At 58.5% G+C, this 25189-nt stretch carries 20 protein-coding genes and 1 pseudogene; 18 read left to right on the top strand and 3 right to left on the bottom strand.

Annotated elements, in window-relative coordinates:
- Nucleotides 1-229 precede the first annotated feature (229 nt).
- From SIC15_RS01590 to SIC15_RS01565, 6 genes are all read left to right on the top strand, one after another.
- Nucleotides 230-1933, top strand: a complete 1704-nt coding sequence (locus SIC15_RS01590) for a sigma-54-dependent Fis family transcriptional regulator (RefSeq protein WP_136630687.1) — start codon at nt 230-232, stop codon at nt 1931-1933.
- A gap of 259 nt (nt 1934-2192) precedes the next feature.
- Nucleotides 2193-3191: a WD40/YVTN/BNR-like repeat-containing protein gene (locus tag SIC15_RS01585; RefSeq protein ID WP_083231746.1), complete on the top strand. Its 999-nt coding sequence runs from the start codon at nt 2193-2195 to the stop codon at nt 3189-3191.
- A gap of 2 nt (nt 3192-3193) precedes the next feature.
- Nucleotides 3194-5659 (top strand): efflux RND transporter permease subunit, encoded by a 2466-nt coding sequence (locus SIC15_RS01580; protein WP_069182662.1) that lies wholly within the window; start codon nt 3194-3196, stop codon nt 5657-5659.
- Nucleotides 5660-5700: 41 nt separating this feature from the next.
- Nucleotides 5701-7617: a DUF1302 family protein gene (locus tag SIC15_RS01575; RefSeq protein WP_136630686.1), complete on the top strand. Its 1917-nt coding sequence runs from the start codon at nt 5701-5703 to the stop codon at nt 7615-7617.
- A 15-nt stretch (nt 7618-7632) separates the two neighbouring features.
- Nucleotides 7633-8961 carry a DUF1329 domain-containing protein gene (locus SIC15_RS01570; protein ID WP_069182660.1) on the top strand — a complete coding sequence of 443 codons (1329 nt, stop codon included), beginning with the start codon at nt 7633-7635 and terminating at the stop codon, nt 8959-8961.
- A gap of 74 nt (nt 8962-9035) precedes the next feature.
- Nucleotides 9036-9632, top strand: coding sequence for an antibiotic biosynthesis monooxygenase (locus SIC15_RS01565; RefSeq protein ID WP_069182659.1), 597 nt, complete (start codon nt 9036-9038; stop codon nt 9630-9632).
- A 76-nt stretch (nt 9633-9708) separates the two neighbouring features.
- On the opposite strand, the gene SIC15_RS01560 is transcribed toward SIC15_RS01565, so the two are convergent.
- A complete protein-coding gene (locus SIC15_RS01560; RefSeq protein ID WP_069182658.1) occupies nt 9709-10821 on the bottom strand; it encodes an S-(hydroxymethyl)glutathione dehydrogenase/class III alcohol dehydrogenase in 1113 nt (370 codons plus the stop codon).
- 115 nt (nt 10822-10936) lie between these two features.
- On the opposite strand from SIC15_RS01560, the gene SIC15_RS01555 reads away from it, so the two are divergent.
- From SIC15_RS01555 to SIC15_RS01500, 12 genes and pseudogenes are all read left to right on the top strand, one after another.
- On the top strand, nt 10937-11524 hold the full coding sequence (locus SIC15_RS01555; protein WP_069182657.1) for a TetR/AcrR family transcriptional regulator: 588 nt from the start codon (nt 10937-10939) through the stop codon (nt 11522-11524).
- 69 nt (nt 11525-11593) lie between these two features.
- Entirely contained in the window at nt 11594-12715 is a 1122-nt protein-coding gene (locus SIC15_RS01550; RefSeq protein WP_069182656.1) for an alkene reductase, read from the top strand.
- A gap of 31 nt (nt 12716-12746) precedes the next feature.
- Nucleotides 12747-13496 carry an SDR family oxidoreductase gene (locus tag SIC15_RS01545; RefSeq protein ID WP_069182655.1) on the top strand — a complete coding sequence of 250 codons (750 nt, stop codon included), beginning with the start codon at nt 12747-12749 and terminating at the stop codon, nt 13494-13496.
- A gap of 215 nt (nt 13497-13711) precedes the next feature.
- Nucleotides 13712-15034, top strand: coding sequence for a DASH family cryptochrome (locus SIC15_RS01540; RefSeq protein WP_069182654.1), 1323 nt, complete (start codon nt 13712-13714; stop codon nt 15032-15034).
- 17 nt (nt 15035-15051) lie between these two features.
- Nucleotides 15052-15552, top strand: a complete 501-nt coding sequence (locus SIC15_RS01535; protein ID WP_069182653.1) for a DUF6231 family protein — start codon at nt 15052-15054, stop codon at nt 15550-15552.
- Nucleotides 15543-17206: pseudogene (locus tag SIC15_RS01530) on the top strand (phytoene desaturase family protein). Before SIC15_RS01535 ends, SIC15_RS01530 begins: the two are co-directional and overlap by 10 nt.
- Before the next feature lie 36 nt (nt 17207-17242).
- Nucleotides 17243-17806, top strand: coding sequence for a tRNA-uridine aminocarboxypropyltransferase (locus SIC15_RS01525; protein WP_083231745.1), 564 nt, complete (start codon nt 17243-17245; stop codon nt 17804-17806).
- Nucleotides 17807-17878: 72 nt separating this feature from the next.
- Nucleotides 17879-18136 carry a TIGR03643 family protein gene (locus tag SIC15_RS01520; protein WP_136630685.1) on the top strand — a complete coding sequence of 86 codons (258 nt, stop codon included), beginning with the start codon at nt 17879-17881 and terminating at the stop codon, nt 18134-18136.
- A 74-nt stretch (nt 18137-18210) separates the two neighbouring features.
- Nucleotides 18211-18630, top strand: a complete 420-nt coding sequence (locus tag SIC15_RS01515; RefSeq protein WP_069182650.1) for a YkvA family protein — start codon at nt 18211-18213, stop codon at nt 18628-18630.
- A 69-nt stretch (nt 18631-18699) separates the two neighbouring features.
- Entirely contained in the window at nt 18700-19470 is a 771-nt protein-coding gene (gene pomA, locus SIC15_RS01510) for a flagellar motor protein PomA (protein ID WP_069182649.1), read from the top strand.
- A 2-nt stretch (nt 19471-19472) separates the two neighbouring features.
- Nucleotides 19473-20390, top strand: a complete 918-nt coding sequence (locus SIC15_RS01505) for a flagellar motor protein MotB (RefSeq protein ID WP_069182648.1) — start codon at nt 19473-19475, stop codon at nt 20388-20390.
- 223 nt (nt 20391-20613) lie between these two features.
- Nucleotides 20614-21822: an ammonium transporter gene (locus tag SIC15_RS01500; protein WP_069182647.1), complete on the top strand. Its 1209-nt coding sequence runs from the start codon at nt 20614-20616 to the stop codon at nt 21820-21822.
- Between the two features lie 11 nt (nt 21823-21833).
- Here the strand turns inward: SIC15_RS01500 and SIC15_RS01495 are convergent, their stop codons facing one another.
- Complete coding sequence (locus SIC15_RS01495) at nt 21834-22916, bottom strand: lipocalin-like domain-containing protein (protein WP_136630684.1); 1083 nt, start codon at nt 22914-22916, stop codon at nt 21834-21836.
- Entirely contained in the window at nt 22913-25183 is a 2271-nt protein-coding gene (locus SIC15_RS01490; RefSeq protein ID WP_136630683.1) for an ABC transporter permease, read from the bottom strand. The genes SIC15_RS01495 and SIC15_RS01490 overlap by 4 nt, the downstream gene beginning before the upstream one ends.
- Nucleotides 25184-25189: the final 6 nt, after the last annotated feature.

Below are 25189 nucleotides of genomic sequence, written 5' to 3'. Positions count from 1 at the left end.
GTTCTTGGAGAATACCTGCTGCTTCCGCGGCTATCTTTTTACTAAATGATCAATTTCCCCCGCCCGAATAACCAAATGCTGAGACGCTCTGATCTCGCCCTGCTGCAAGCAGTTTTTTATCATTTGGTTGATTTGTGACATCGATCAGGTATTAACTATTTAAGCGAAATGCCAACAGGCTCTCCGAAAAGAGCAGTCCCCGCCGACAACAACAAAAGGGGTGAACACCATGGCTGCAAGCTACAAGCCACAGCTGAGTTATTCAGACTTCAGGGATCTCACGGACCAGATCCAGTTTCAATCCACGGAGGGCAAAATCTGGTTTGGCGAACAGCGTATGCTGTTGATGAATCTCAGTTCATTGGCAGCATTCCGTCGCGAGATCGTTAATAGCATGGGCATTGAGAGAGCCAAGGGATTCTTCCTAAGGCTTGGCTATCTCTCTGGGCTCAAGGATGCTGAGCTGGCCCGCAAGCTGAGGCCTCATTGCAGTGAGCTGGATATTTTTCTGGCCGGTCCGCAACTTCACTCGCTGAAGGGTATGGTGAAAGTCGTTCCACTGGAGATCGATCTGGACCAGGAAACCGGAGATTTTTACGGACGCCTTGAATGGATCGACTCCTGGGAAGTGGAGATCTGCAAGACCGAGCTGGGTCTTATGAAAGAACCGGCCTGCTGGGTACTGCTGGGGTATGCCTGCGCCTATACCTCATCGTTCATGGGCCGGGAAATCATCTTCCGGGAAGTCAGCTGCCGGGGCTGTGGCGATGAGAAATGCATGATCGAGGGTAAACCTGCGGAGCAATGGAAGGACGGGAAAGAGTTCTCCCGCTACTTCAAAGCGGATCCGATCATCGAAGAGCTTTACGATCTTCAGGCACAATTAAACTCCTTGCGAAGCTCCTTTCAGCGGCAAGAAGGCCAGTATTACGGCATTGGCCAGTCCGCATCCTATAACAAGGTGTGCCGGATGATTGACAAGGCCGCACAGGGAAAGGTATCGGTACTTCTCCTGGGCGAGACAGGCGTCGGCAAGGAAGTAATAGCTCGCAGCGTCCATTTGCGAAGCGCAAGGGCTGATGGGCCCTTCATCGCCGTGAATTGCGCGGCCATTCCGCCGGATCTGATTGAGGCGGAACTTTTCGGCGTTGAAAAAGGCGCCTACACGGGTGCGAACCAGTCGAGAGAAGGGCGTTTCGAACGCGCCAACGGTGGAACCATCTTTCTGGACGAGGTTGTGGAGCTCACTCCCCGAGCCCAGGCCACCCTGCTCAGAGTATTACAGGAAAGTGAACTTGAAAGAGTGGGCGACAATCGCACCCGAAAGGTCAACGTTCGAGTGATCGCCGCCACCAACGAGAGCCTTGAACAGGCAGTCGAGGACGGCCGCTTCAGAGCCGACCTATTTTATCGCCTGAACGTTTTCCCGGTGAGAATCCCACCTTTGCGGGAACGACTTGAAGATTTGCCTTTGCTGGTCGGCCACTTCCTGGAAAAATTCCACGCCCAGTATGAAAAACGCACTCTGGGGTTATCGGACAAAGCCCTGGCGCTGTGCATGAACTATCAGTGGCCGGGCAATATACGGGAGCTTGAGAATGTCATCGAGCGCGGTGTCATCCTAACTGACAACAACGAATCCATCAGTCAGGATGCCCTGTTCGTCTCGCCTCCTCCATCGGAGCCAATGCCCATAGAACGAATTGATGCAGACGGTAATGTCTGCGTCGGCCAGGCTGCCGGCAAGGAGGAAAGCTGGTCTGATCATATCATCAACAGCGGAATCAGCCTGGAGGAAGTGGAAGAAACGCTGATGCGGCAGGCCATGGAACAGGCGAATCAGAATGTCTCAGGGGCTGCTCGAATTCTGGGGCTGACCCGTCCCGCTCTCGCCTATCGCCTTAAAAAAACTGGCATTCTCGATGAAAGCTGATTCTTCAAAGAGTATCTGCGACATGGAAGTTACACCTCCTTCACACCGACTATGACGAAATGGACAACCCAGCCCAGCGCTTGATCATTTGATAAAAATCAACGCTGTAATCCCACGTTATCGAAAATCAAAACCTGCCAAGCACAAAGCATTTTTAATTTTATTTTCAAAAGCTTAGATCGTTTAAATCCGTTCTGGCACAGCCGTTGCTGAACCACCGTCAGTCGCTTTTCCACAAAAACAAAGACGGTGACATAACATGCCATACCCCATGGAATATCCTCGCGGCAAAGTTCCAGTCACGCTCGCTCTTGCGAGTGCGTCCGCGCTGCTGACCGGTTGCGAGGCGCCGCTGAATCTTGAAGCGGTACGACAACAGTCCCAGCAAGCCATTCAGCGAACCGATTTTTTCCAGTCCGTCGCCCGGAACGATCAAATTGTCGCCATCGCCGGCAACAACGGCGCGTTGCTTGTGAGCGAGAACGGCGGTTCGGACTGGCAACGGGTCCCGGTGCAAACCACCGAGAGTTTTCTTTCCCTTGATGCCTGCCCGGACGGCAGTTTCATCGCCCTGACCTTCAACAATCAGCTCTGGCACGGGAACCCTGCCGGTACCCAGTGGACTGCCCATGAGCTTCCGAGCCAGGAGCAGATGATGACCGCCGATTGCGCGCCCGACGGCACCTGGTGGGCGGGCGGCAGTTTCACCACGCTGCAGAGCTCATCGGATCAGGGTACGACCTGGCAGGAAACTTCCCTGAATGAGGACGCCATTCTGACCAACCTCCAGTTCCTCGATCCGGAAACGGCACTTGCGACCGGAGAATATGGCCTGGTTCTGAAAACCCTGGATGGTGGCGAGACCTGGGATTACGCCGGCTATCTACCGGACGAATTCTATCCCCATGCAGCTTACTTCGAATCAGCAGACGAAGGCTGGGTTGGTGGCCTGAACGGTTTTATCTACCACACCACCGACGGCGGAGAAACCTGGGACCGCCAGCCTACCGACACCAGCATGCCGGTGTTTGGCTTCGTCAAGGCCGGCAATGCCCTGTTTGCCCTGGGTGATAACGCCACGGTTCTGGCGTTGTCCGGAGGCAGCTGGACAGGTCTTGAAACACCCAACCAGCCCCTTTACCTGCGCGACGGCGTGGTTCTCGCAGACAACCAGCTCCTGGTAGCCGGAGGCCGCGGTCTGCTCCTTCAACTCGACATTCCCGTGGCCTCAGTGGCCAGCAACAACCGAGGTAACTGATCATGGCCGGACTGCACAGATTCACGCACTTCCTGCACCAGCTGGAACTCTGGATTTTCAGGAATCCTCGGAAGGTCCTGTCGCTGATCGCCATCCTGACGCTGTTTTTCGCGCTACGGATTCCGGGGCTGAAAATCTTCACGGACTTCGCCGATCTGTTGCCCCAGCAGCATCCTTACATCGAGCTGCACAACAGCATCAAGGACGATTTTGGCGGCGCCAACGTTCTGGTGGTCGGTGTTGAATTCGCCGAAGGCGACATCTTTTCCAATGAGAACCTGGCAACCATCGACCGGGTAACACAGGCGGTCGATAACCTGCCCGGCGTGAACCACAACCTGGTTGCGAGCGTTACGCACCGCAATTCCCGGGAGATCTGGCTGACTGAAGTAGGCAGCATTAACTCCGAGCCCTACTACGACTCCACCCGAGGCGAGTATTCCGAACAGGCCCTGAGTGAAATGAAGGCTGCAGTGGCCGCAAACCCAAGAGTCTATGGGCCTCTGGTGTCTCCGGATTTCAGAATGGCTCTAGTCAAAGCACAATTGATCGAAGGCAAGCTCGACTACGAGAAGACATTCGCGCAACTGCAGCAGCTCCGCGAGCAGGAGGCCGGTGACGACGTCACCATCTACGCCACAGGCCAGCCCGTACTTGTTGGCTGGGCCTACACCTACATGGACCAGATTCTGCAGATCTTCATCTTCACCGTTCTGGCCATGCTGGCACTGCTGGTTTTCCATTTCCGCAAAGCCTATGGGGTGCTGATTCCCCTGGGCGGCGTTCTGATCTCCACGATCTGGGGCCTTGGGATCATCAGCCTGCTCGGGTACAACCTGGACCCGCTCGGGCTGGTCATCCCCTTTTTGATTGCTGCCCGGGCCATGAGCCACGGTGTTCAGCTGGTAGAACGTTATTACGCAGAAACCCGCGAGCTGGGCGAGGGCCCAAAGGCCGCCAAGGCTACCTTTGACAGCCTGTTCCGCCCCGGCTCCCTGGGCGTGGTGTCTGACGCCATCGGCCTGTCACTGATCGCCATTGGCTCGATTCCCCTGAACACCCACCTGGGGATCTATGCCTCTCTCTGGGCCATCACCGTTGTCTTCACGGTTCTGATCGGTGTTCCCCTGCTGCTTTCGATCCTGCCCACACCAAAGAATGCCGAGATGCGCGAGACCGCCCTGCGCTATATCGGCAGCAGCTGCTCACGAACCGTGACTCGCCCCGGACGGGCAAAAATTGTACTGGCAGCGGCGGCAGTCTTGATGGGTGCCGGCGTCCTTGCGGCGTCCAACGTCCAGATCGGCGACTCCGAACCCGGTTCTCCGATCCTGTACCCGGACCACGATTACAACATCTCCTCCCGCGTGGTGAATGACCGCTTCCCCGGCTCCGAGGAGCTGTATGTGATCGCCGAAACCGACGAGAAAGGCGGCCTCAAGCGGCCGGAAGTCCTCAAGGCACTGTCAGATTTCCAGGCCCACATGCTCACCGATCCCGGTGTTGGCGGATCCAAGGGTCTGCCCGACCTGGTAAAGCAGGTAAACCGGCTGATGCATAACGACGATCCACGCTGGTATCAGATTCCCCACGATCAGCGCTATGTGGGCGGCCTGATGTTCACCTACATGGCATCAAGCCCGATTCCCGGCGCCCTGGATGAGTTCAATGACACCGACGACCGTGTCGCCAATCTGGTGTTCTTCTACAAGGACCGCCAGGGCGAAACCATCCGCCGGGCCATTCACATGGCCAAGGAATGGATCGCCGAAAACGGTGACAGCGTCGAGGGACTGACCATCCGGCTGGCCGGCGGAACGCTCGGCGTTGCCGCAGCCATGAACGAATCGGCGTTCGACACCAACATGATCGTGCTGCCGCTAGTGTTCCTGCTCATTTTCGCCTTCGTGATGCTGTTTTATACCTCCTGGCACGCCGGCCTGATGATGCTGTTGGCAATGCTGTTCGCCACCACCCTGACCTATGCCTACATGGGCCTGTACGGACTCAGTATCGACATCAATACCGTGCCCGTGATTGCCGTCGGCATAGGCGTCGGCATTGATTACTCCATCTACATGATGGATCGCATACGCGAGGAGATGGCCAAGTGTGGCGAGCTGCGCGAAGCGGTACGCCGGGCCATCGCCACTACCGGCATGGCCATCAGTTTCACCGCGCTCACCCTGATGGCCGGCATCATCATGTGGGTAATTTTCTCTGACCTGCGCTTCCAGTCCGACGCCGCCATGCTGCTGTGCGTGATGATCGTGATCAACGGCATCGCCGCCATGCTGCTGGTGCCCTCCTGGGTGCTGGTGTTCAAACCCCGCTTCATTACCAACGTCTACGCAGACGAAGACGGCATTCTCCATGCCGACCGTCAACGTCCCGAACCGACTCCATCACCGGCCAGCAACCGTCAGGACGGTGAAGGATACGTAGCCGGAGCAACGTCCCGGGCCTGACCCGGGGCAAGCCTCCATAACAACCCAAACGAGGATCTGCCATGCAAACAAAAATAAAAGGCCTGAGTCTGTGGTGCGCTGTATTCTCCAGCACCACTGCACTCACCCTGGCTGCGCTGCCCGGCACTGTTGCCGCGGAGGACACCAGGATCAATGGCTTCTATGAGAACGCAACCTACGCACGTGACGGAGTGGGGCTCTCCAAATTCCGGAACACCATTCAGCTCGAGGGGGAAAAACGGATAGGGAACGTGGGCATTTTCAGCAATGTCTCCGTAAACGGCACGCTTCGCGGTACTTACGACGGTGTCTACGACCTCAATGATGACGAATACGGCAGTGAAGCCGGCGGGCCGGTTCAGCTCCAGGACATTGCCCAGGGCTCGGTTCCTCACGGAGGCGGTATTGCGCCCACACCGCTCTTCGGTTTCGACATCAATGAGAACCCCAACGACGGCATGGTAGTTCTCGGCGAGCACCTGCATGATCAGGACAACGGCGTTGCTTTTGGCGTACCCGTACGTCCCTGTGACGTCGACAGCCGCGGCTGTATCGATGACTACCTCGACAAGGACGAAGATGAGCTGCGTTTCCAGGAGTTCAATGACCGTCTGGATTTCATCCGGGAACTCTATGTTGATTTCGATCTTAACTTCGACAGTGGCAACGTACTCAGCACCCGTCTGGGTAAACAGCAGGTCATCTGGGGCCGCACCGATCTGTTCCGGGTCCTGGATGTGATCAACCCGGTGGACTATTCCCGCAACAACATCTACGACGAGCTGGAAGATATCCGGATTCCCATGTGGATCCTGAAAACGGACTACCGTATGGGCCCGACGGAAGTGTTCGAAGGCTTTGCCTTTGACGACCTGAACTTCCAGGTGGTGTGGAACTTCGACGAGTTCCGTCCCCACGACATCGGCCAGTGCGGCCAGCCCAACGTGATCCTCGACGCCGGCTGTTTCTTCCGGGGCATGAACAACCTCTGGGAAAATGGCAGCACCGTGGCCAACTTTGCAGGCGCCACACCCGATGGTGGTCTGGCCACCGACTTCGGCCCCGGCCAGATCGGTATCCGCCGCGCCAATATGCCGAGCTGGAAGCTGTCCAATACCCAGCTGGGCCTGAAACTGGAAGGTGTCTATGGCGACCTGGGTTTCTCCCTGAACGCCCTGACCTACCGTTCCCAGTTGCCCTCGCTTCGTGGCGGCATTCCAGCCCAGAACCCGTTTGACGGTACAACAGACGTTTATCCGTCCCTGATCGCCTTTGATATCCACTTCCCGCGGGTCAACCTGGTGGGTGGCTCCCTCGACTACTACTCCCAGGGCATCGACACCGTATTCCGGTTCGAGACCGCCTACACCTCGGGCGAGGAGTTTGCCAACACCCTGCGCGAGAGACTCTATTCCGAGTCTGACGTGGCACGTTACGTTATTGGCGCAGACAAGAACGTGTTCATTCCCTTCCTGAACGAAAACCAGTCGTTCCTGTTCTCCGGCCAGATCTTCGGCCAGCACATTCTTGATCACGAGCGTGAGCAGAGAACCTATGGTGAGGCCGGCATTCCGGACTGGGAGCACAACTGGATTGGCACCCTGCTGATTCAGGGCTTCTACATGAACAACCGTCTTATCCCGAAACTGATTACGGCTCACGACTTCCGCGCCCAGGCCACCACGCTAGCCCCGAGTGTTGACTGGATCGTGACGGACCGGTTCCGGGTGACCGCCGGCGCCAACGTGAAAGTCGGGGACGGTGCCCGCAAATTCGACGACTGCCGTTCCTGTAACCCCTGGGATCCGTTCACCCAGACACCGGGTGTGGTCAATCACCAACCAGGTGAGTCCGCCGGTCTGGGCGGCTATGAACCCCTCGGCCGCTTCAAGTCCGGTCCGATCGGCATGGCCCAGGAAGAAGACGAAGTTCAGCTGACCGTTCGCTACAGCTTCTGATCACGAGGTAACACCATGAGACAAAAAACAATGAATACCTTCAAACGCACACTAGTTGCGGGCTGCACTGCCAGCCTGATGGCCACCGCCGCGTTCGCGGACGAGGCGACAATTACCGAGTCTTTTTACCCCTACAAGACCGAGACACCAGGCTTTGAGGGGCTCGAACCAGGCATGGTGATCGACCAGAGCAACGTAGCCCAGTTCAAAGAAATCATTGATCCGGCCTTCTACGGCTTCATTGAGCAGGGCTGGACCACCATTGTTGTGGGCGAGACCACCTCGTTCGACCTTCATCCAAGCTACGTGGAAGCTACAAGGCTGGCCATGGACCAGGTCACCTTGGGCGAGAAGGTCGGCGAAATAAATGGCTGGCAGGCAGGGCGGCCATTTCCGGAAGAACCCAGTTCAGAGGACCCCCGTGCCGGTGAAAAGCTGGCCTGGAACTACAAATACGGCTACAACTGGGGCGATAGCGCCGCTATCTCTCCGTTCTACTGGAAATACCGTGACATGAACTCGGGCGATGTGGAACGGACGATCAAATTCAACTTCCACTTCCTCAACTATAAAGGCCGTGTAAACCAGGAACCCACTCCGGAAATTACACCGAACCCATCTGATCTTTTCCGTGCAATTTACGTGCAGGTACTGGATCCGGCTGACGTACGCGACACCCAGTTGCTCATTCACCGGGCTGCGGATGACCTCAAGCGCGACAACTCCTGGCTGTACCTCGGTTTTCAACGTCGCGTCCGTCGTTTGGCCACCGGTCAGGTCACCGACGCCTTCCTGGGCTCCGACCTGATGATCGAGGACTTCGAAGGCTACAACGGCAGGATTTCCGACATGGATTGGACCTACAAGGGTACCCGTTACATGCTGATGCCGTTCTACAACCACAATGAGCTCAAGCTGGACTCTGAAACCCACAGTGACAGCGACGGCTACCAGGTGGTTGCCTTCAGCGGCCAGGGCGGATGCTTCCCGGATATCACCTGGCAGCTTCGCAAGGTCTATGAGGTCGAGTCTGTGCCGGTCGATGAGAGCCATCCGCTGTCCAAGCGCGTGCACTTTATGGACGCCCAGACCTTCACCATTCCGCGCACCGTCTCCTATGACCGTAAAGGCAGCCTCTGGAAAACCTTCACCATTGGCCAGGCCCATCCGGACCATCACCTGGCCAAGAACAAGGGCACCGGTGTTTCCATCGACGACAGCTTCAGCATGATCGACGTGCAGGCCAGCCACTGCACCACTGGCCAGTTCAAGGGCCAGGTGGATCCTGAAATGTCGCCGCCCAACATGTTCAACGTTCAGTACCTGCGCGCCACGGGCAGTTAACCGGGCATCATTGTTGCTCCTCTTTCGGGCCCGCTTCGGCGGGCCCCTTTTTTGGACTATGGAGGATATCGAACATGACCGATAATCAGTCTGCCATTGGCGAACAGGATTCAACGGCGCCCCTCACCGTAGTTGTTTCGCGGAGGGTCAGGAAGGGCCAGCAAGAAGCGTTTGAAGCGTTAAGTAGCCAGATGACCGAGCGGGCATCCCGTTTTCCAGGTTACCTGGGCACGGCCATGTTCCGGCCAGCTTCCCCTGACGATCCCGAGTACCGGATTGTCTTCAAGTTCCGGGACCGGGAAACCCTGACCACCTGGGAGGAATCGGAAGAACGCGCCGAGCTGCTGGAACAGATCGAAAGCCTGCTGGTGCAGCCCAGCGAACGGGAAGTCACCTCCGGCATCGTGACCTGGTTCACCCTGCCCGGCCAGAACCCGGTGCAACCACCACCCAAATGGAAGATGACTATTGTCAGTTGGCTGGCACTTTACCCCGCTGTGACCCTGGTGTTCGTCATTTTCGGAGACCTGCTGGCCCAGGTGCCACTATTGCTGCGGACGATGATCGTCACAATCGTGGTGATGGGGTTAATGAGTTATGTGTTGATGCCCAGAATGACGAAATGGTTCGCCTTCTGGTTGTTTCCCCGACAGAAGGGACCCTCCCGTTGAGCGAACGATTCATGGATGCCTGACAAGAGCAAAGTCAGGGAGCAAGCCAGGCCGCGCTGACCCGCTCCCGACCGACTCAGAAATGAATAACCGACCGGATGCTCTTACCCTCGTGCATCAAGTCAAACGCCTTGTTAATGTCTTCCAGCGGCATGTTGTGGGTAATGAACACATCCAGCGGAATCTCGCCCTTTTCGGCTTTTTCCACGTAGCCCGGCAACTCGGTACGGCCTTTCACGCCGCCAAACGCTGAGCCTTTCCAGACCCGGCCGGTGACCAGCTGGAACGGACGGGTGCTGATTTCCTCGCCGGCGCCGGCGACGCCGATGATGACGGATTCGCCCCACCCCTTGTGGCAGCACTCCAGGGCGGCGCGCATCACCTTGACGTTACCGATACACTCGAAGGAATAGTCCACGCCGCCGTCGGTCATTTCAACGATCACTTCCTGGATCGGCTTGTCGTAGTCGTTGGGATTGACCACATCGGTCGCACCCAGCTGTTTGGCGATGTCGAACTTTCCCGGGTTGATGTCGATGGCAATGATGCGACTGGCCTTGGCCATGGTGGCACCGATGATAGCCGCCAGGCCGATACCACCCAGGCCGAAGATGGCTACCGTTGCCCCTTCTTCCACCTTGGCCGTGTTCATCACCGCACCGATGCCGGTGGTCACGCCGCAACCGAGCAGACACACCTTCTCAAGGGGCGCTTCCTTGGGAATCTTGGCCAGGGAGATCTCGGGCAACACGGTGTACTCGGAGAAGGTGGAGCAACCCATGTAGTGGTACAGCGGCTTGCCCTGGTAGGAGAAGCGGGAGGTGCCGTCCGGCATCACGCCCTTGCCCTGGGTGGCCCGAACGGCGCCGCACAGGTTGGTCTTGCCGGAGGTGCAGAACTTGCACTCGCCACACTCGGCGGTGTAAAGCGGAATCACGTGGTCACCCACTTCCAGGTTTTTCACGCCCGGGCCCACGGCCTCCACAATACCACCGCCTTCGTGGCCGAGGATGGTCGGAAACAGGCCTTCCGGGTCGGCGCCCGACAGGGTGTAGGCATCAGTATGGCAGACGCCGGTGGCAACGATGCGCACCAGCACTTCACCTTTTTGCGGCGGGGCGACATCCACTTCAACGATTTCCAGCGGCTTGTTGGCTTCAAAGGCCACCGCGGCACGGGATTTGATCACTGGCATGCTCCTCTGGTTCTGTCAGGAATCTCGGGCATTGCTGATTCCCTTTGTATGATGAATTGACAGATTGACGGTTTGACGATTACTAGACGACTGGTCTACTATAGCAAATATGACGTCAACCGACACCCGCACTCACATTATTCACACCGGCGCCGACCTGATCGGCCATAAAGGCTTTGGTGCGACAGGCATCAACGCCGTGCTGACCGCAGCTGGCGTACCCAAGGGGTCGTTCTACCACTACTTTAGCAGCAAGAATGATTTCGGCCTGGCGGTCATTGATACCTTCGCGGAGGAATACGACGCCAAACTGGATCGGATTCTCAATGACACCAGCCGCTCCTGCGTCGACCGGCTGCGCGCCTACTTCGACACCGGCTTTGAAACCATGACCAGCTGCGAGTACACCCGGGGCTGTCTGATCGGCAACCTGGGCCAGGAACTGGCGGGACAGAACGAAGCCTTCCGGCAGAGGCTGGACTCGGTCTTCGCCAGCTGGGAAAGACGCTTTGAGCATTGCATCCGTGCTGCCCAGCAGGCCGGAGACATCAGCGCCGACATCGACGCGGCAGACGCCGCCAGTTTTCTTCTGTCCGGCTGGGAAGGCGCCATCCTGCGTTCGAAGGTCCTCAAGTCCACCGAACCCATGGAGAGGTTCGTGCGAGTCTTTTTCAAACACTGCCTGAACATCGGCTGAAATTTTTTTCGATTGCCGACTAGTAGACTGGTCTAATTAATATCATTTGATCCTGAAGGAGGATGCCCGATGAGCAACCAGAACGATCCACTTTTTCAACCGCACCATCTGGGCGAACTGGCCCTGCCCAACCGGATTCTGATGTCACCACTGACACGTTCCCGCTCAAGCCAGCCCGGGGATATCCCCAACGACATGAACGCCCGCTACTATCAGCAGCGGGCCAGCGCTGGCCTGATTCTCAGTGAAGCCACCCAGGTTTCGCCGCAAGGCAAGGGCTATGCCTTTACCCCCGGCATTCATTCGCAGGAACAGATTGAAGGCTGGAAGAAGGTAACCGGGGCGGTGCACATGGCCGGCGGCCGAATTCACATGCAACTGTGGCACGTGGGCCGGATTTCCCATCCGGACCTGCAACCGAACGGTGAAAAGCCCGTTGCGCCTTCTGCCATCAAGCCCGAAGGTGCCAAGACCTTCATCAGTGCCGACTCCGGCATGGTGGATATCCCGGAGCCCCGGGCCCTGGAAACCGCGGAAATGACCGACATTGTCGAGCAGTACCGCCAGGGTGCGCTGAACGCAAAAGAAGCCGGCTTTGACGGCGTTGAAGTCCATGCGGCCAACGGCTATCTGCTGGACCAGTTCATCAAGAGCGGCAGTAACCATCGCACTGACGAATACGGTGGCTCGGTGGAAAACCGTCTGCGCCTGCCATTGATGGTCGTCGAAGCGGTTATCGACGTCTGGGGCAAGGACAAGGTCGGCGTCCGCGTCAGCCCCACGGGTAGTTTCAATGCCATGGACGACGACAACCCGGCCGAAACCTTCGGTACCTTCGCCCGGCACCTGAACGACCTGGGCATTGCCTACATCGAAGTGGTGGAAGACTCCTTCCAGGGCAATCACGCGAACGGCCGCCCGGAAGAAGTCATCGACGCGATCCGCGCCGGCTTCAAGGGCACCTACATTGCCAATGGCGCCTACACCGCCGACGAGGCCCGAAAGCGTATCGACGAAGGCCGGTGCGATCTGGTCACCTTCGGCCGCCCGTTTATCGCCAACCCGGATCTGCCGGAGCGCTTCCGCCAGAACGCGCCCCTGAACGACTGGGACGACAGCACCTTCTATGGCGGTGATGAACACGGTTACACCGACTACCCGACACTGATAGAACTCGAAAAAAGCGCCTGAACAGCGCTTTCATTCCCAAAGGAGACAAACCATGAGCAACACCAATGACCCGATCAACAGCAAAGTAGTGATTATTACCGGCGCCAGCAGTGGTCTCGGTGAAGCCACGGCCCGCCGCCTGGCAGACCGGGGCGCCAAGCTGGTACTCGCAGCACGCCGGGAGGACCGCCTGAAAGACCTGACGGAAGATCTCAAATCCCGGGGCGCCGAAGCCATCTGGCAGGTCACCGACGTGACCGACCGCAATCAGGTTGAGTCTCTGGCCGCTGCGGCAAAAGAGGCGTTTGGCAGGATCGATGTGCTGGTCAACAACGCCGGGCTGATGCCCCTGGCACCGCTGGACGCCCTCAAGGTTGATGAGTGGGAACAGATGGTAGACGTCAACATCAAGGGCGTGATGTATGGTATCGCCGCTGTACTGCCGACCATGCGGGAACAGCACAGCGGGCACATCCTCAACCTGTCGTCGGTCGCCGGGCACAAGGTCTTCCCCGGTGCCGCCGTCTACTGCGCCACCAAATATGCGGTGAAGGCGCTGTCCGAAGGCGTTCGTATGGAAGGCGGCGACGAGATCCGCAGCACCAACATCTCGCCGGGAGCCGTCGCCACCGAGCTCACCAGCACCATCACTGATCCCGACGCGAAAAAGGCGGCGGATGAGCTCTACGAAGTCGCCATTGATTCCGATGCCGTGGCCCGGGCAGTTGTCTATGCCATCGAGCAGCCGGCGGATGTCGATATCAATGAAATCATCCTGCGGCCGACGGCTCAGGAGCTGTAGAACTTCTCTCGATCCTCGAACCCTGCACCATGCTGCCCCGCAAGGGCAGCGTTGGTGCAAAAGATCCACGGCCAGTCTCATCAAAATCCTCGAAAGATCACCACCTACCTGCGAAGTTCCCACGCACATCACATATCATTGTTGCGCCCCCAAAAACTTTTCCGAATCTGGTACGTATCTGAAGGGTTGAATCAAAAGGCCAAGGAGCATCCACCTTGCATACGCTTTACTGGTTTACCCGGGATCTTCGCCTGCACGACAACGCCGCGTTGCTGGCGGCCTCGAAGTCCGACGTGCTTTTATGTGTCTACGTTGTTGATCCCCGCTGGTTCGCACCGGGGCCACTGCAAAGCAAAGCCATGGGCGATCATCGCTGGCGCTTCCTCTGGCAGAGCCTGATGGCGCTGGAGCGAACCCTGCGGACGCTTGGCCAGCGCCTGCATATTGCCTATGGCGAGCCGGAAGCCGTGGTCCCCGAGCTGGTGCATGCCCACCGTATTGCCCGGGTTGTCCGGTCGCGGTTGCCGGGCACCCGGGAAGCTGGCCAGTGGCGCGCGATCAAGGACAAACTGCCACAGACCCTGTTCCAGCAATTCGAAACCCTGAGCCTGTTTACCGAGGGCTCCCTGCCCATGACCCTGCAGGATCTGCCGGACACCTTTTCCCAGTTCCGCAAGCAGGTTGAGAAAACCGGAGAACGCTGTACCGAGCGTTTGCGTATCCGCACTCTGACAGCCCTGCCTCCGCCACCAGGGTTCCCGGAGGACAATCGCGGCGACTGCCCGCCGATACCAGAGCCGATGCATCCATTGCAGTTTATGGGGGGTGAAACAGCTGGCGTGGAGCGGCTTCGGGAATTCCTGTACGGCAACCACAACATTGACCGCTACAAGGAGACCCGCAACGCCCTGGACTCCTGGGACGCCTCCTCAAAATTCTCGCCCTGGCTGGCCAACGGCAGTCTCTCGGTTCGCGAAGTGGCGGAAACCATCACAGAGTACGAAGCCAGTGAGACCAAAAACGAATCCACCTATTGGCTCTGGTTCGAACTGCTCTGGCGGGAATACTTCTACTGGTACGCCCTGAAACACGGCGCCAACCTGTTCCGCCGGGATGGCGTCCAGCGCAAGCGTCGACACGGCACCTTCTATGGCCACCGTTTCAAGGCCTGGTGCCAGGGCAACACAGAATACCCAATCGTAAACGCGGCCATGAATCAGCTGCGTGAAACCGGTTACATGAGCAATCGGGCCCGGCAACTGGTAGCAAGCTGTTTCATCAACGAACTGGGCCTCGACTGGCGATACGGAGCGGCATGGTTTGAAGAGCAGTTGATCGACTATGATGTAGGGAGCAACTACGGCAACTGGCAGTACCTGGCTGGCGTGGGGGCGGACCCGAGAGGCCTGCGGCAATTCAATCTGGAAAAACAGACGCAGCAGTACGATCCCACCGGCACCTTCATTGACCGCTGGGGCGGACACGCGGAACAGCCTGTAGGTTTACACACAGTGGATGCGGCAGACTGGCCCTTGTAGCAATAAGGCGAACAGCCATGACGGATAGGAAGGACAACGGCAATACGGCACGTGAGACCCTGGCTCGCATCATCGATACCAGCTCTCCCTCTACCTTGCTCAGTTGCGGCAACCTCGCGACCGAAGTCTCACGGATCTGGCAGAAATATCAGAAGGGCGTTGACGTTCACACACTGGACACCATCGACCCCAATGCCCACCTGCTCCTGGACCGGGTGGCAGACTTGGCCCTGGTTACCGAAACCCTCGAACATCTGCCCCACGACGAAGGCGCCCTTCTGCTGGGACAACTCAGGAACTATGGCACCCATCAGATTGCGGTTCTTGTGGGAGAGGCTCCCGACTGGGCGTTTACGGACTTCATCGGCCTTGGCTTCCGTCGCCATGCCGAACTGGAAAATGATAACGGTGCACTGACGCTGTACACCTACAATCTGGATACTTACAACCACAAGCGGGCCTGGAACAATCCAGAGAACTGGGCCAATCCGGAAATGTGGGGCAAAGCATGGTGGTAGAAAGCGCAGAAGTGAGCAGTCCGTCTTCCCGAAAACTCAAACCCAGTACGATCCGGATCGGTACCCGTTACCGGGCCAACCGACTGAAAGGCCCTTACGACGCCATTGTAATCGGCTCCGGCATTGGCGGCCTGACAACGGCCGCTTGCCTGGCCAAGGTCGGCAAGAAGGTGCTGGTACTCGAACAGCATTACACCGCCGGCGGCTACACCCACAGCTACGCCCGCAACGGTTACGAGTGGGACGTGGGCGTTCACTATATTGGCGATATGGGCTCACCCAATACCCTGGGCCGGCGACTGTTCGATTACATTACCGACGGCAAACTGGAATGGGCACCCATGGATGAGAATTACGACCGTTTCTTTCTGGGAGACAAGGTCGTCAATCTGCGTGCCGGCAAGGAGGGCCTTCGGCTCTCCTTGCTGGATGCCTTCCCGGATGAACAGGGAGCCATCGACCAGTATGTAAAACTGCTGGGGAAGGTAGCCGACGGCATGCAGTGGTATACGCTTTCCAAGCTCACGCCCGGACTTCTGAGCCCGCTCGTTCATAAAGGCCTGGATATGGCCTTACCGGATTACTTCAACAAGACCACCTGGGACGTTTTGAGCGAACTGACCGACAACCAGGAACTGATCGGTGCGATCACCGGCCAGTGGGGCGATTGCGGCGTCACACCGAAGCAATCCAGCTTTATGGTTCATGCGCTGATCGCCAAGCACTACCTTTACGGTGGCTTCTATCCGGTTGGCGGCGCGTCGGAGATCGCAAAAACCATCATCCCCGTCATCCAGCAGCCCGGTGGTGAGGTATTCACCTACGCCGATGTGACTGACATCCTGGTCGAGAAGGGCAAGGCAACCGGCGTGCGCATGGCCGACGGTGAGGAAATCCGGGCACCAATGGTCATCAGCAACGCCGGGGTGATCAACACCTTTGAAAAAATTGCTGCCGGCTGAGGCCGCAGAAAAAATCGGCTACAAGCGCAAACGCCGGCACATTATTCCCTCCATGCCCCATATCGGGCTCTACATCGGCCTGAAAGGAACTCCGGAAGCGCTCGGGCTGCCGCGCACCAATTTCTGGATCTACCCGAGCGCCGATCACGACAGCAACGTGCAACAGTTCCTGGATGATCCGGAAAACACCGAGTTTCCGGTGGTGTATATTTCCTTCCCGGCAGCCAAGGACCCGGACTACCAGAACCGCTGGCCTGGCACCTCCACCATAGAGATTGTCGCACCAACCACCTGGGAGATGTTCGAGCCCTGGCAGGACACTACCTGGGGCAAGCGCGGGGAAGACTATGAGGTCCTTAAGCAGAAAATTACCGACCAATTGCTGGAAGTGATGTACGAGAAACTCCCGCAGCTTCGGGGCAAAGTGGATTACGTGGAGACCTCCACGCCGCTGTCTACCGCCTGGTTCTGCCGCTATGGTCGGGGCGAGCTCTACGGTCTGGACCACAACCCTGAGCGCTTCGAACAGGACTGGCTGAAACCGAAAAACCGACATTCCCGGGCTCTATCTCACCGGCCAGGACATCCTTACCTGCGGCGTGGTGGGCGCGATGATTGGTGGGCTGGTCAGCACCCTGGCCATCCAGGGCTGGCGCGGCGCCGGGTTGGCAAAACGTATTTTTGTGGGGTAACAGGCGTTGCCCAGGCCGATCTGTGCCGATTGCGGCATGCACCTGAATATCTGTGTCTGTGAAGCCTGTGCCCCGGTGCCGAACAGTACCCGGGTTTCGGTCCTTCAACACCCAACCGAGGTGGGTCACCCCAAGGGTACCGTGCGCATACTGGCCCAATGCCTCGCCAGAGTCGACGTTTTCCAGGGCGAGACGCCAGACGATTTTGACCAGGCCGGCTTCAATCCACACACAGAAGCCGGACATTCCGCGCTGCTGTTCCCCGGTCCCGGCAGCGACACGCTCGAATGCGCAAACCTCCATGACATCCATCACTGGATCATTCTGGACGGAACCTGGCGTAAGGCCGCAAAGATCCTGCATCAGAATCCTGCCCTGGCGGCGCTGCCCCGCTTCCATTTGGCGGAACCTCCGGCGTCTGCCTACGCCATCCGAAAGGCCCCGGGCAAGCAACACCTGGCCACAGCAGAGGCGGTTGCCTATCTGCTGAACGTGGTCGAGCCGGGCCTGGATACCCGGCCCATTTCCAGAGCCGTGCGCTCACTGGTGGACAAACAGCTCGCCCAGATCCCGGCCCGGCTGCACAAGCATTATCAATAAACCGATGCGGGTGAGACGAGCGGCCGATGCGGACGTAATCTCCGGAAACCTGAACAAAACCGAGAGCACCCCATGTCCGCGCAATTCGACTCTGCAGACCTCTCCCGCATTATCGAGATGGCCTGGGAAGATCGCACACCCTTCGAGGCCATCGAAGCCCTCTATGGCCTTCAGGAGAAAGACGTCATCCGCCTGATGCGACGTGAGCTGAAGACTTCAAGCTTCCGGCTCTGGCGCAAGCGGGTAACCGGACGCAGCACCAAACACCGCCAGTTGCGGCCCGAAGGGGTGAGTCGGGGCTATTGCCCGACCCAGTACAAGCATCGGTAAGCGTCGCACCATTGGCATTGCCGGCATGGCTGCGCGATCATGAACACTCAGGTAACAAGCAAGGAACCAACGCAATGGCAGTGTTCAACCAGAAAGATGCCCGGGAGCAACTCGATGCCGAGGCCAGCAAGGTACACCGGTCCGACCTTGAGACTCTGCTTGAAAGACAGCGCGCGATTGAAGAAAAGGTGAAGGGTAGCGGCAAGCTGGCACGCTTCAGCGGCGACATCAAGCTGATGTTTTCCATGATCCGCGACTACTGGTACGGCAATTACCGGAGCGTACCCTGGAAGACAATCGCGGCAGTGGCAGGGGCACTCCTGTACGTGCTGAACCCGCTGGATGTCATTCCCGACCTTTTGTTCGGCTTCGGATTTATCGACGATGCCGGCGTCGTGGCCCTGTGTCTGAAACTGGTAGAATCCGATCTGCTCCGCTACGCTGCGTGGAAGGAACATCAGGAAGAATCTGAAAACCGGGTCAGTGCGAATTGATTAATTTCTGAACTGACGGTATTCTCCCGCCCCTGCTGTAGGAACACCTGAATCAAATCTGGAGTTGTCGTGGATTTAGCCACTCTCATCGGTCTTGCCGGCGCTATTCTGCTGATTGCATCCGCCGTTATTCTTGGTGTTTCACCTTCTGTATTTATCAACCCTGCCTCGTTGCTGATTGTCGTGGGTGGCACCATGTTCGTGGTGTTGGCCAAGTTCAGCGTCGCCCAGTTTCTTGGCGCCTTCAAAGCGGCCGCCCGGGCCTTCAAGTTCAAGCTGCCGGAAACCCAGGCCAGCATTGAAGAGTTGGTGGATATCGCCAACGTGGCCCGCAAAGAGGGCGTTCTTGGGCTGGAGGATAGAGAGATCAGCAGCCCGTTCCTGGCCCAGGGTATACAGATGCTGGTGGACGGTCAGGACGGCAAGACCATCAAGGAGCTCTTGAACAAGGAGCGCCTGATGACCCTCGACCACAACCGTTCTGGCGCCAAGGTATTCACGGCCATGGCCGATGTGGCGCCGGCCATGGGCATGATCGGCACGCTGATTGGTCTGGTTCAGATGCTGTCGAACATGGAAGACCCGAAGTCCATCGGCCCGGCCATGGCGGTCGCACTGTTGACCACACTGTATGGCGCCATGATTGCCACCATGATCGCGACTCCGATTGCCGACAAGCTCTCCCTGCGGATGACCGAGGAAGCGCGCATGCAGTCGCTGTACATTGATGCCCTGGTGGCCATTCAGGAAGGCACCAATCCCCGGATCATCGAGCAGATGCTGTCGAGCTACCTGCCCCCCAAGGAACGCGAGAAAGCGGCTGCAGCTGAAGGCGCCTGACCATGGATGAATTGCCTGAAGAGGAAAAACCGGGGATTCCGGCGTGGGTAGTTACCTTCGCCGATCTCATGTCCCTGCTGATGTGCTTCTTCGTGTTGCTGCTGTCCTTCTCGGAGATTGATGCCCAGAAGTTCAAGCAGATCGCCGGTGAACTCTCCAAAGCCTTCGGCGTTCAGCGGGACGTGCCGGCCCTGGAAATACCCAAGGGTACCAGCCCCATTTTCGACAAGTTTTCTCCCGCACCGCCCGAGCCTACCGTGGTCAACGAGGTCAAACAGACCACCACAGAGGAAGCCCCCGAGCTGCAGACCCTGAAAAGCCCCACCGACATGGCCGTGGAGGCTGCCATGGAAGAGCAGCTGCAGGAAACCATGGACGAAATCCTCAAGGTGCTGGAGCCGGCGATCGCCGATGGGCGCATCAATGTAAGCGAGGATCAGCGGCGGATCGTGATCCGGGTGGAAGAAAAAGGTTCGTTTCCCTCAGGTTCGGCTCAGCTGACCTGGGAATTTGAGGGCCTGTTGCTGGACATGGCCGAGGTTATTGAGGGCATCCCCGGCGACCTGACCATTGAGGGCCACACCGACAACGTGCCTATCCGTACCGACCGCTTCTACAGCAACTGGGATCTGTCGGCTGCCCGGGCCGCCGCGGTGGCCAACGTGCTGGTCGCCCGGGACCAGGTTGAACCCACGCGACTTTCCGTCACCGGACTGGCGGATACCGAACCCAGAGTTCCGAATAGCTCAGCAGAAAACCGGGCCAAGAACCGGCGCGTGGAAATCATCATTGATCTCTCCGGCCCGATGCAGGAACAGGAGGTTCGCCTCCGGGAACTGATCCAGTCCGAATCGGACGATGACCAGTCGGCACTCGGGATCGAATCCGACAGCTCGACATCAAACGAAATCAGCTGGTAAGCGCACTCTATTTTGGTGCGCCCGACACCAAAACGCACAATGCTAGTGCACTTTGGCTCTAAAACACGTCTCCCACATCTGTCCAGAACCACCCAACTGCCCTTCCGCGCTTGAAATGCATTATTTTGGAACAGCTCTTGCTTTAGCTGCACCTCATCAATGCACATTTCAACGTAAAGCGGCCCGCTAGAGGCCGGACACACAACATCAGGAGCGAAAACCCGTGGACATCACGAGTGCAGTACACACCCTGACTGAAAGCGCCAACACGCTGTTCATCCTCATCGGCGCCATTATGGTGCTGGCCATGCATGCCGGCTTTGCTTTTCTGGAAGTAGGCACCGTTCGCCACAAGAACCAGGTCAACGCCCTGGTGAAGATCATGACCGACTTTGGCATCTCTGCCGTGGCCTATTTCTTCATCGGCTACTACATTGCCTACGGCAGCCATTTCATGAGCGGTGCCGCCGAGCTCACCGCCGCCAACGGCTATGATCTGGTGAAGTTTTTCTTCCTGATGACCTTCGCCGCAGCCATTCCCGCGATTGTCTCCGGTGGTATCGCTGAACGGGCAAAGTTCTATCCGATGCTGATTGCCTCTGGCCTGATTGTTGCCTTTATCTATCCCTTCTTTGAGGGGCTGATCTGGAACGGCAACTATGGCTTCCAGGGCTGGCTGGAGAACCAGTTTGGTGCGTCCTTTCACGACTTCGCCGGCTCCGTTGTAGTGCATGCAGTGGGCGGCTGGATAGCCCTGGCGGCCGTTCTGGTCCTCGGTGCACGAAATGGGCGCTACCGTAACGGCAAGGTGGTGGCTTTTGCCCCCTCCAACATTCCCTTCCTGGCCCTGGGCGCCTGGATCCTGACCGTCGGCTGGTTCGGCTTCAACGTCATGTCCGCCCAGACCCTGGACGGCATCAGCGGCCTGGTGGCCGTAAACAGCCTGATGGCCATGGTCGGCGGCATCCTGGTGTCCATGCTGCTGGGCCGCAAGGACCCGGGCTTTATCCACAACGGTCCGCTAGCAGGGCTGGTGGCGGTATGTGCCGGCTCTGATCTGATGCACCCGGTGGGTGCCCTGGTAACGGGCGGCGTCGCCGGCGCCATCTTCGTGTATTTGTTCGAGTGGGCCCAGGCCAAGATCGAGCGCCTGGACGATGTGCTCGGTGTCTGGCCCCTGCACGGTGTCTGTGGTGTCTGGGGCGCGATTGCCTGCGGCATCTTTGGCCAGGAGGCACTCGGTGGTCTCGGCGGCGTCAGCCTGATGTCCCAGATCATCGGCTCGGTGGCCGGCGTGGTGGTGGCCTTTGTGGGCGGTCTGATTGTCTATGGGGTTATCAACGCCATTTCCGGACTGCGTCTGACCGAAGAAGAAGAGTTCAACGGGGCGGACCTGAGCATCCACCGGATCGGGGCAACCGCGGTCGAATAAGCACTGAGTGTTCAGTCGCCGTAGCCGGTCAATTCCATGTAGCCCTCGCCAGAGTGGCTGCCGGCGACGGTGACAGGGCTTTCCCAATAAGGGTAAAGCCCGTCATTCAGGTAGTTTCCAGGGGGAGCCGAAATTTCAAGGCTCACCCCATAATCCGGAACCTCCAGACGCCAAAGGCGGGGAAAGCCCCGGGCGTCTGGTTCCTCCGGGCGAATGCGAAGCTGACTGGGCTGAAGCGCTACGGGCTCGCCATCCTCCGGAATCCAGGTTCCGGAACGAAAACCGCCGTCCTCCTCGCGGAGCTGGAAAGCCATCAATTTGTCACCCGACTCCAGGTGCAGCGCAAACCAGTCCCAGCCCTGCTGGCCCGATTTGAGAAACTGACTACTCCACTCCCGGTCGAACCAGCCCTTGCCCGCAACCTCAAGTGTCTCATTACCCAGCGTGACAGTACCCTCGATGTGCAGGTCCACCAGACTGAAATACATCGAACCCTCACCATCGGCGGATTTGGCACTGAAGCCGTTATCACCGTGCGCAACAGGCTTGCCATTGATCGAGAGGGACAAGTCGTAGGACCAGCCATCCGCCGCCAGCTGCAACCGCCATGACTCGCTTTCGGATGTTGCCTCAAGCTGCCAGTCGTCCAGCCAGACGGCCAGTGGCTGCGCCTGTGCGCCGGCATGGCCGACATCGCCCCGGGCCAGTTTCTCTGCAAAGTAGTGCCGGGCATCAAAGCTCACCGCGGCATGGGCCATCCAGGCCGCTTCCAGGGGCCAGTCGGCTGCCTCAGGAGGTTCAGCATCTGCCGGTCTGGGCGTAATGGCTTGGCGGAACTGGGTCCATTGCAGGCCCAACGGCTCACCTTCTTCAGTCCTCAAATTGGCGGTCAGATACCACCATTCGATCCGGTGTTGCGGGTGCGGGCCGAAATCATCGGGAAATATCAGGCGGTCGCCCGGCCCGGGCTGAAGGAAGGGCACTTCGGCGTCGTTTTCTGCGACACCCGCCAGTCCGGCGAACCCTGCTTCTTGTTGTGACTCCGAACAACCGGCCAGAACCACGATGGACAACATCAGTATCCAGCGTCTCATCGCTCACCTCCCGCCAGCGCGTTGGCGTTCACAGGGGCAACCGTTGGTGATTTCAACTGGCGCATCATCAGCAGGCCGATGCTGAGGCCAATCAGCAGACTCAGCACCCCAAGCTCCAGCCAGAACCGGGGATAGACCGCCATGGGCAGGGACCAGCCGAACGCGATGGGGTTGATGCGATGCACCAGAACCAAGGTCAGCCAGATGCCAAGCGGCAGGGCCAGCAGGGTAATTGCAGCGGTCAACGACACTGACAGCCGGATCAGTTGGGCCGATGCTTGTCGCACGGATAGTCCCCAGACGACCAAAAGCCGGAAATACCAGGCCCGGGTGGAGAAGAAGACCCAGCCCATCATCAACAGTGCAATGGCCGCCAGTATCAGGGTCAGGGTAGTCATGGCCCGGGTCAGCAGGAAGGTCTGGTCAAAGATGGCCGTGGCGAGTTCTTCAATAGCCCGGTTGTCCCGGACCGTCAGCTCATCCACCTGCCATACCCGCTTTAATCCACCGGTCACTTCCTCGATGTCGAGATTTCCGGGCGATACCGACAGGCTCTGGAAACCGGTTGCGAAGTCTTCAGGAAGCACCGAAGGATGAATCAGGATTTCGCCAGCGGGGCGACCGTAGTCCGGGTAGGTGGCCAGCACGGGAAACTCGAACGAACCGCTTCCGAGGGTTACCTCCAGGGACTGGCCGACCTGTACATTCTGCCTGCGCGCCAGCTGTTCATTCACCATCACTCCCTGGCCCTGCTGCAGTCGCTGCCAGGGCCGTGACGCTGACTCAAGCAACTGCCAATCGGTCACCAGTGGGCCTACAGGGCCGATGGCAAAGACGTCCACCTCTGTGCCTGCCTCATCCCCGTTGCCCGGCAAAGTTGCACGGCCGCGAATCACCCGGTGCCACAGGCCAGACGCTGCGAGTTCCGGTTGCTCAGCGAGCCAGTCCACCGCGAGGGTCGCATCCGCTGACTCAGGAACTTCAATGTAATAATCCGCCTCCAGTCTCTGCGCGAGCCATCGATCAAATGTACTTTCAAAGGTCGTCACCAGAGCCTGAACCGCCAGAACCATGGCCATGGCGAACTGCAGAGCGACCAATGGCAGTGCCAGACGCCGCGCCAGCACTGATAGCTCCCGATGGCGCCAGCGGGCCTGCAGATTCCGGTCGTGCCCGGACCGCCAATCCGCAAGCCAGGCAATCAATCTCGGTGCAAGGATCCCGGCAGCCACAAACACGAGGGCCACGGCGACAAAAAGCCAGAGCAGATCCGTAACCCAGGCTGACAAGGCCAGGCCAGCGATAAGCACCAACACCACCAAACCGCCGGACCGGCGGCTACTTCCCGCAAACGCTCGGGCCCATGGACGGAGAAAATCGGCCAGGCAAGCCACCAGAACCACCGTCAGCATGGTTGCAAGCGGAACCAGCCAGTTGCCACCCTGGCCCGCGTACAACGGCTGATCGAACAGCCCCTCGAGGGCGCGCCCGAATCCGCTACCCAGCCCGGTCGCCAGCCAGCGACCCAGCCATATACCAGGTACGATACACAGCAGGGCCAACAAGAGAATCTCCACGACCAGCAGCCGGTTGAGTCGGGCTTGGGGGACACCAAACCGGTGCAGCAAAGCGAAGCTGTCTCGACGTTGCGCCATCCCCAGCAGATACACGCTGCGAACCAGCAAGGCGGTAATCAGCAAAACCAGCACGCCCAGCGCGTCAAGATTCAGCAGAAAACTGTCGCCCAGCTCTCCGGTATCCGGGCCAACCCGAAACGGCGCCAATCGATACCCGTCAGGAAGTGACCCGTCAGTGTGGGCATCGGAGATCAGCAACGACAACCCACCTTCGTTCTTTCCGGCAAGTTCAGCCGCTTCACTGATATCAACAAAGGGACGACCATCCAGTTCACCCTGCCAGGGCGCCTCTTCGCTGTCAGGACTCTCAAAGCATCCGGCCGCCAAAGGGGCGATACCCACCACACGACCGCCTTGCGGCGAAGGCACTTCCCACCAGGGCATCACGCAGAGCCCTGCTCGGCGCAGCTCGACAAAATCATCCACAGTCAGGGGCTTACCGTCCTGGCGGACTATCTGCTGGCGTTCGGCCACCGCCGATTCGCTCTGATCAAGACTGGCCCGGGCCTGGCTGGTGAGATGGTGCACGCCCGTCCAGAGCATGGTGGCGAGCACAATCATGGCAGCCAATGCCAGCAGCTGAAGCGGATGGCGGCGGTAATGACTGAACAGGGCGGCCAACAGGGTCATGTCGGG

Origin of the sequence: Marinobacter sp. MIT932201, assembly GCF_047123295.1 — a bacterium.
In the GTDB taxonomy this organism is placed as follows: Bacteria; Pseudomonadota; Gammaproteobacteria; order Pseudomonadales; family Oleiphilaceae; genus Marinobacter; species Marinobacter salsuginis.
Note: the sequence above shows the minus strand (reverse complement) of the source record. Positions and strands in the feature narration are given on the sequence as shown.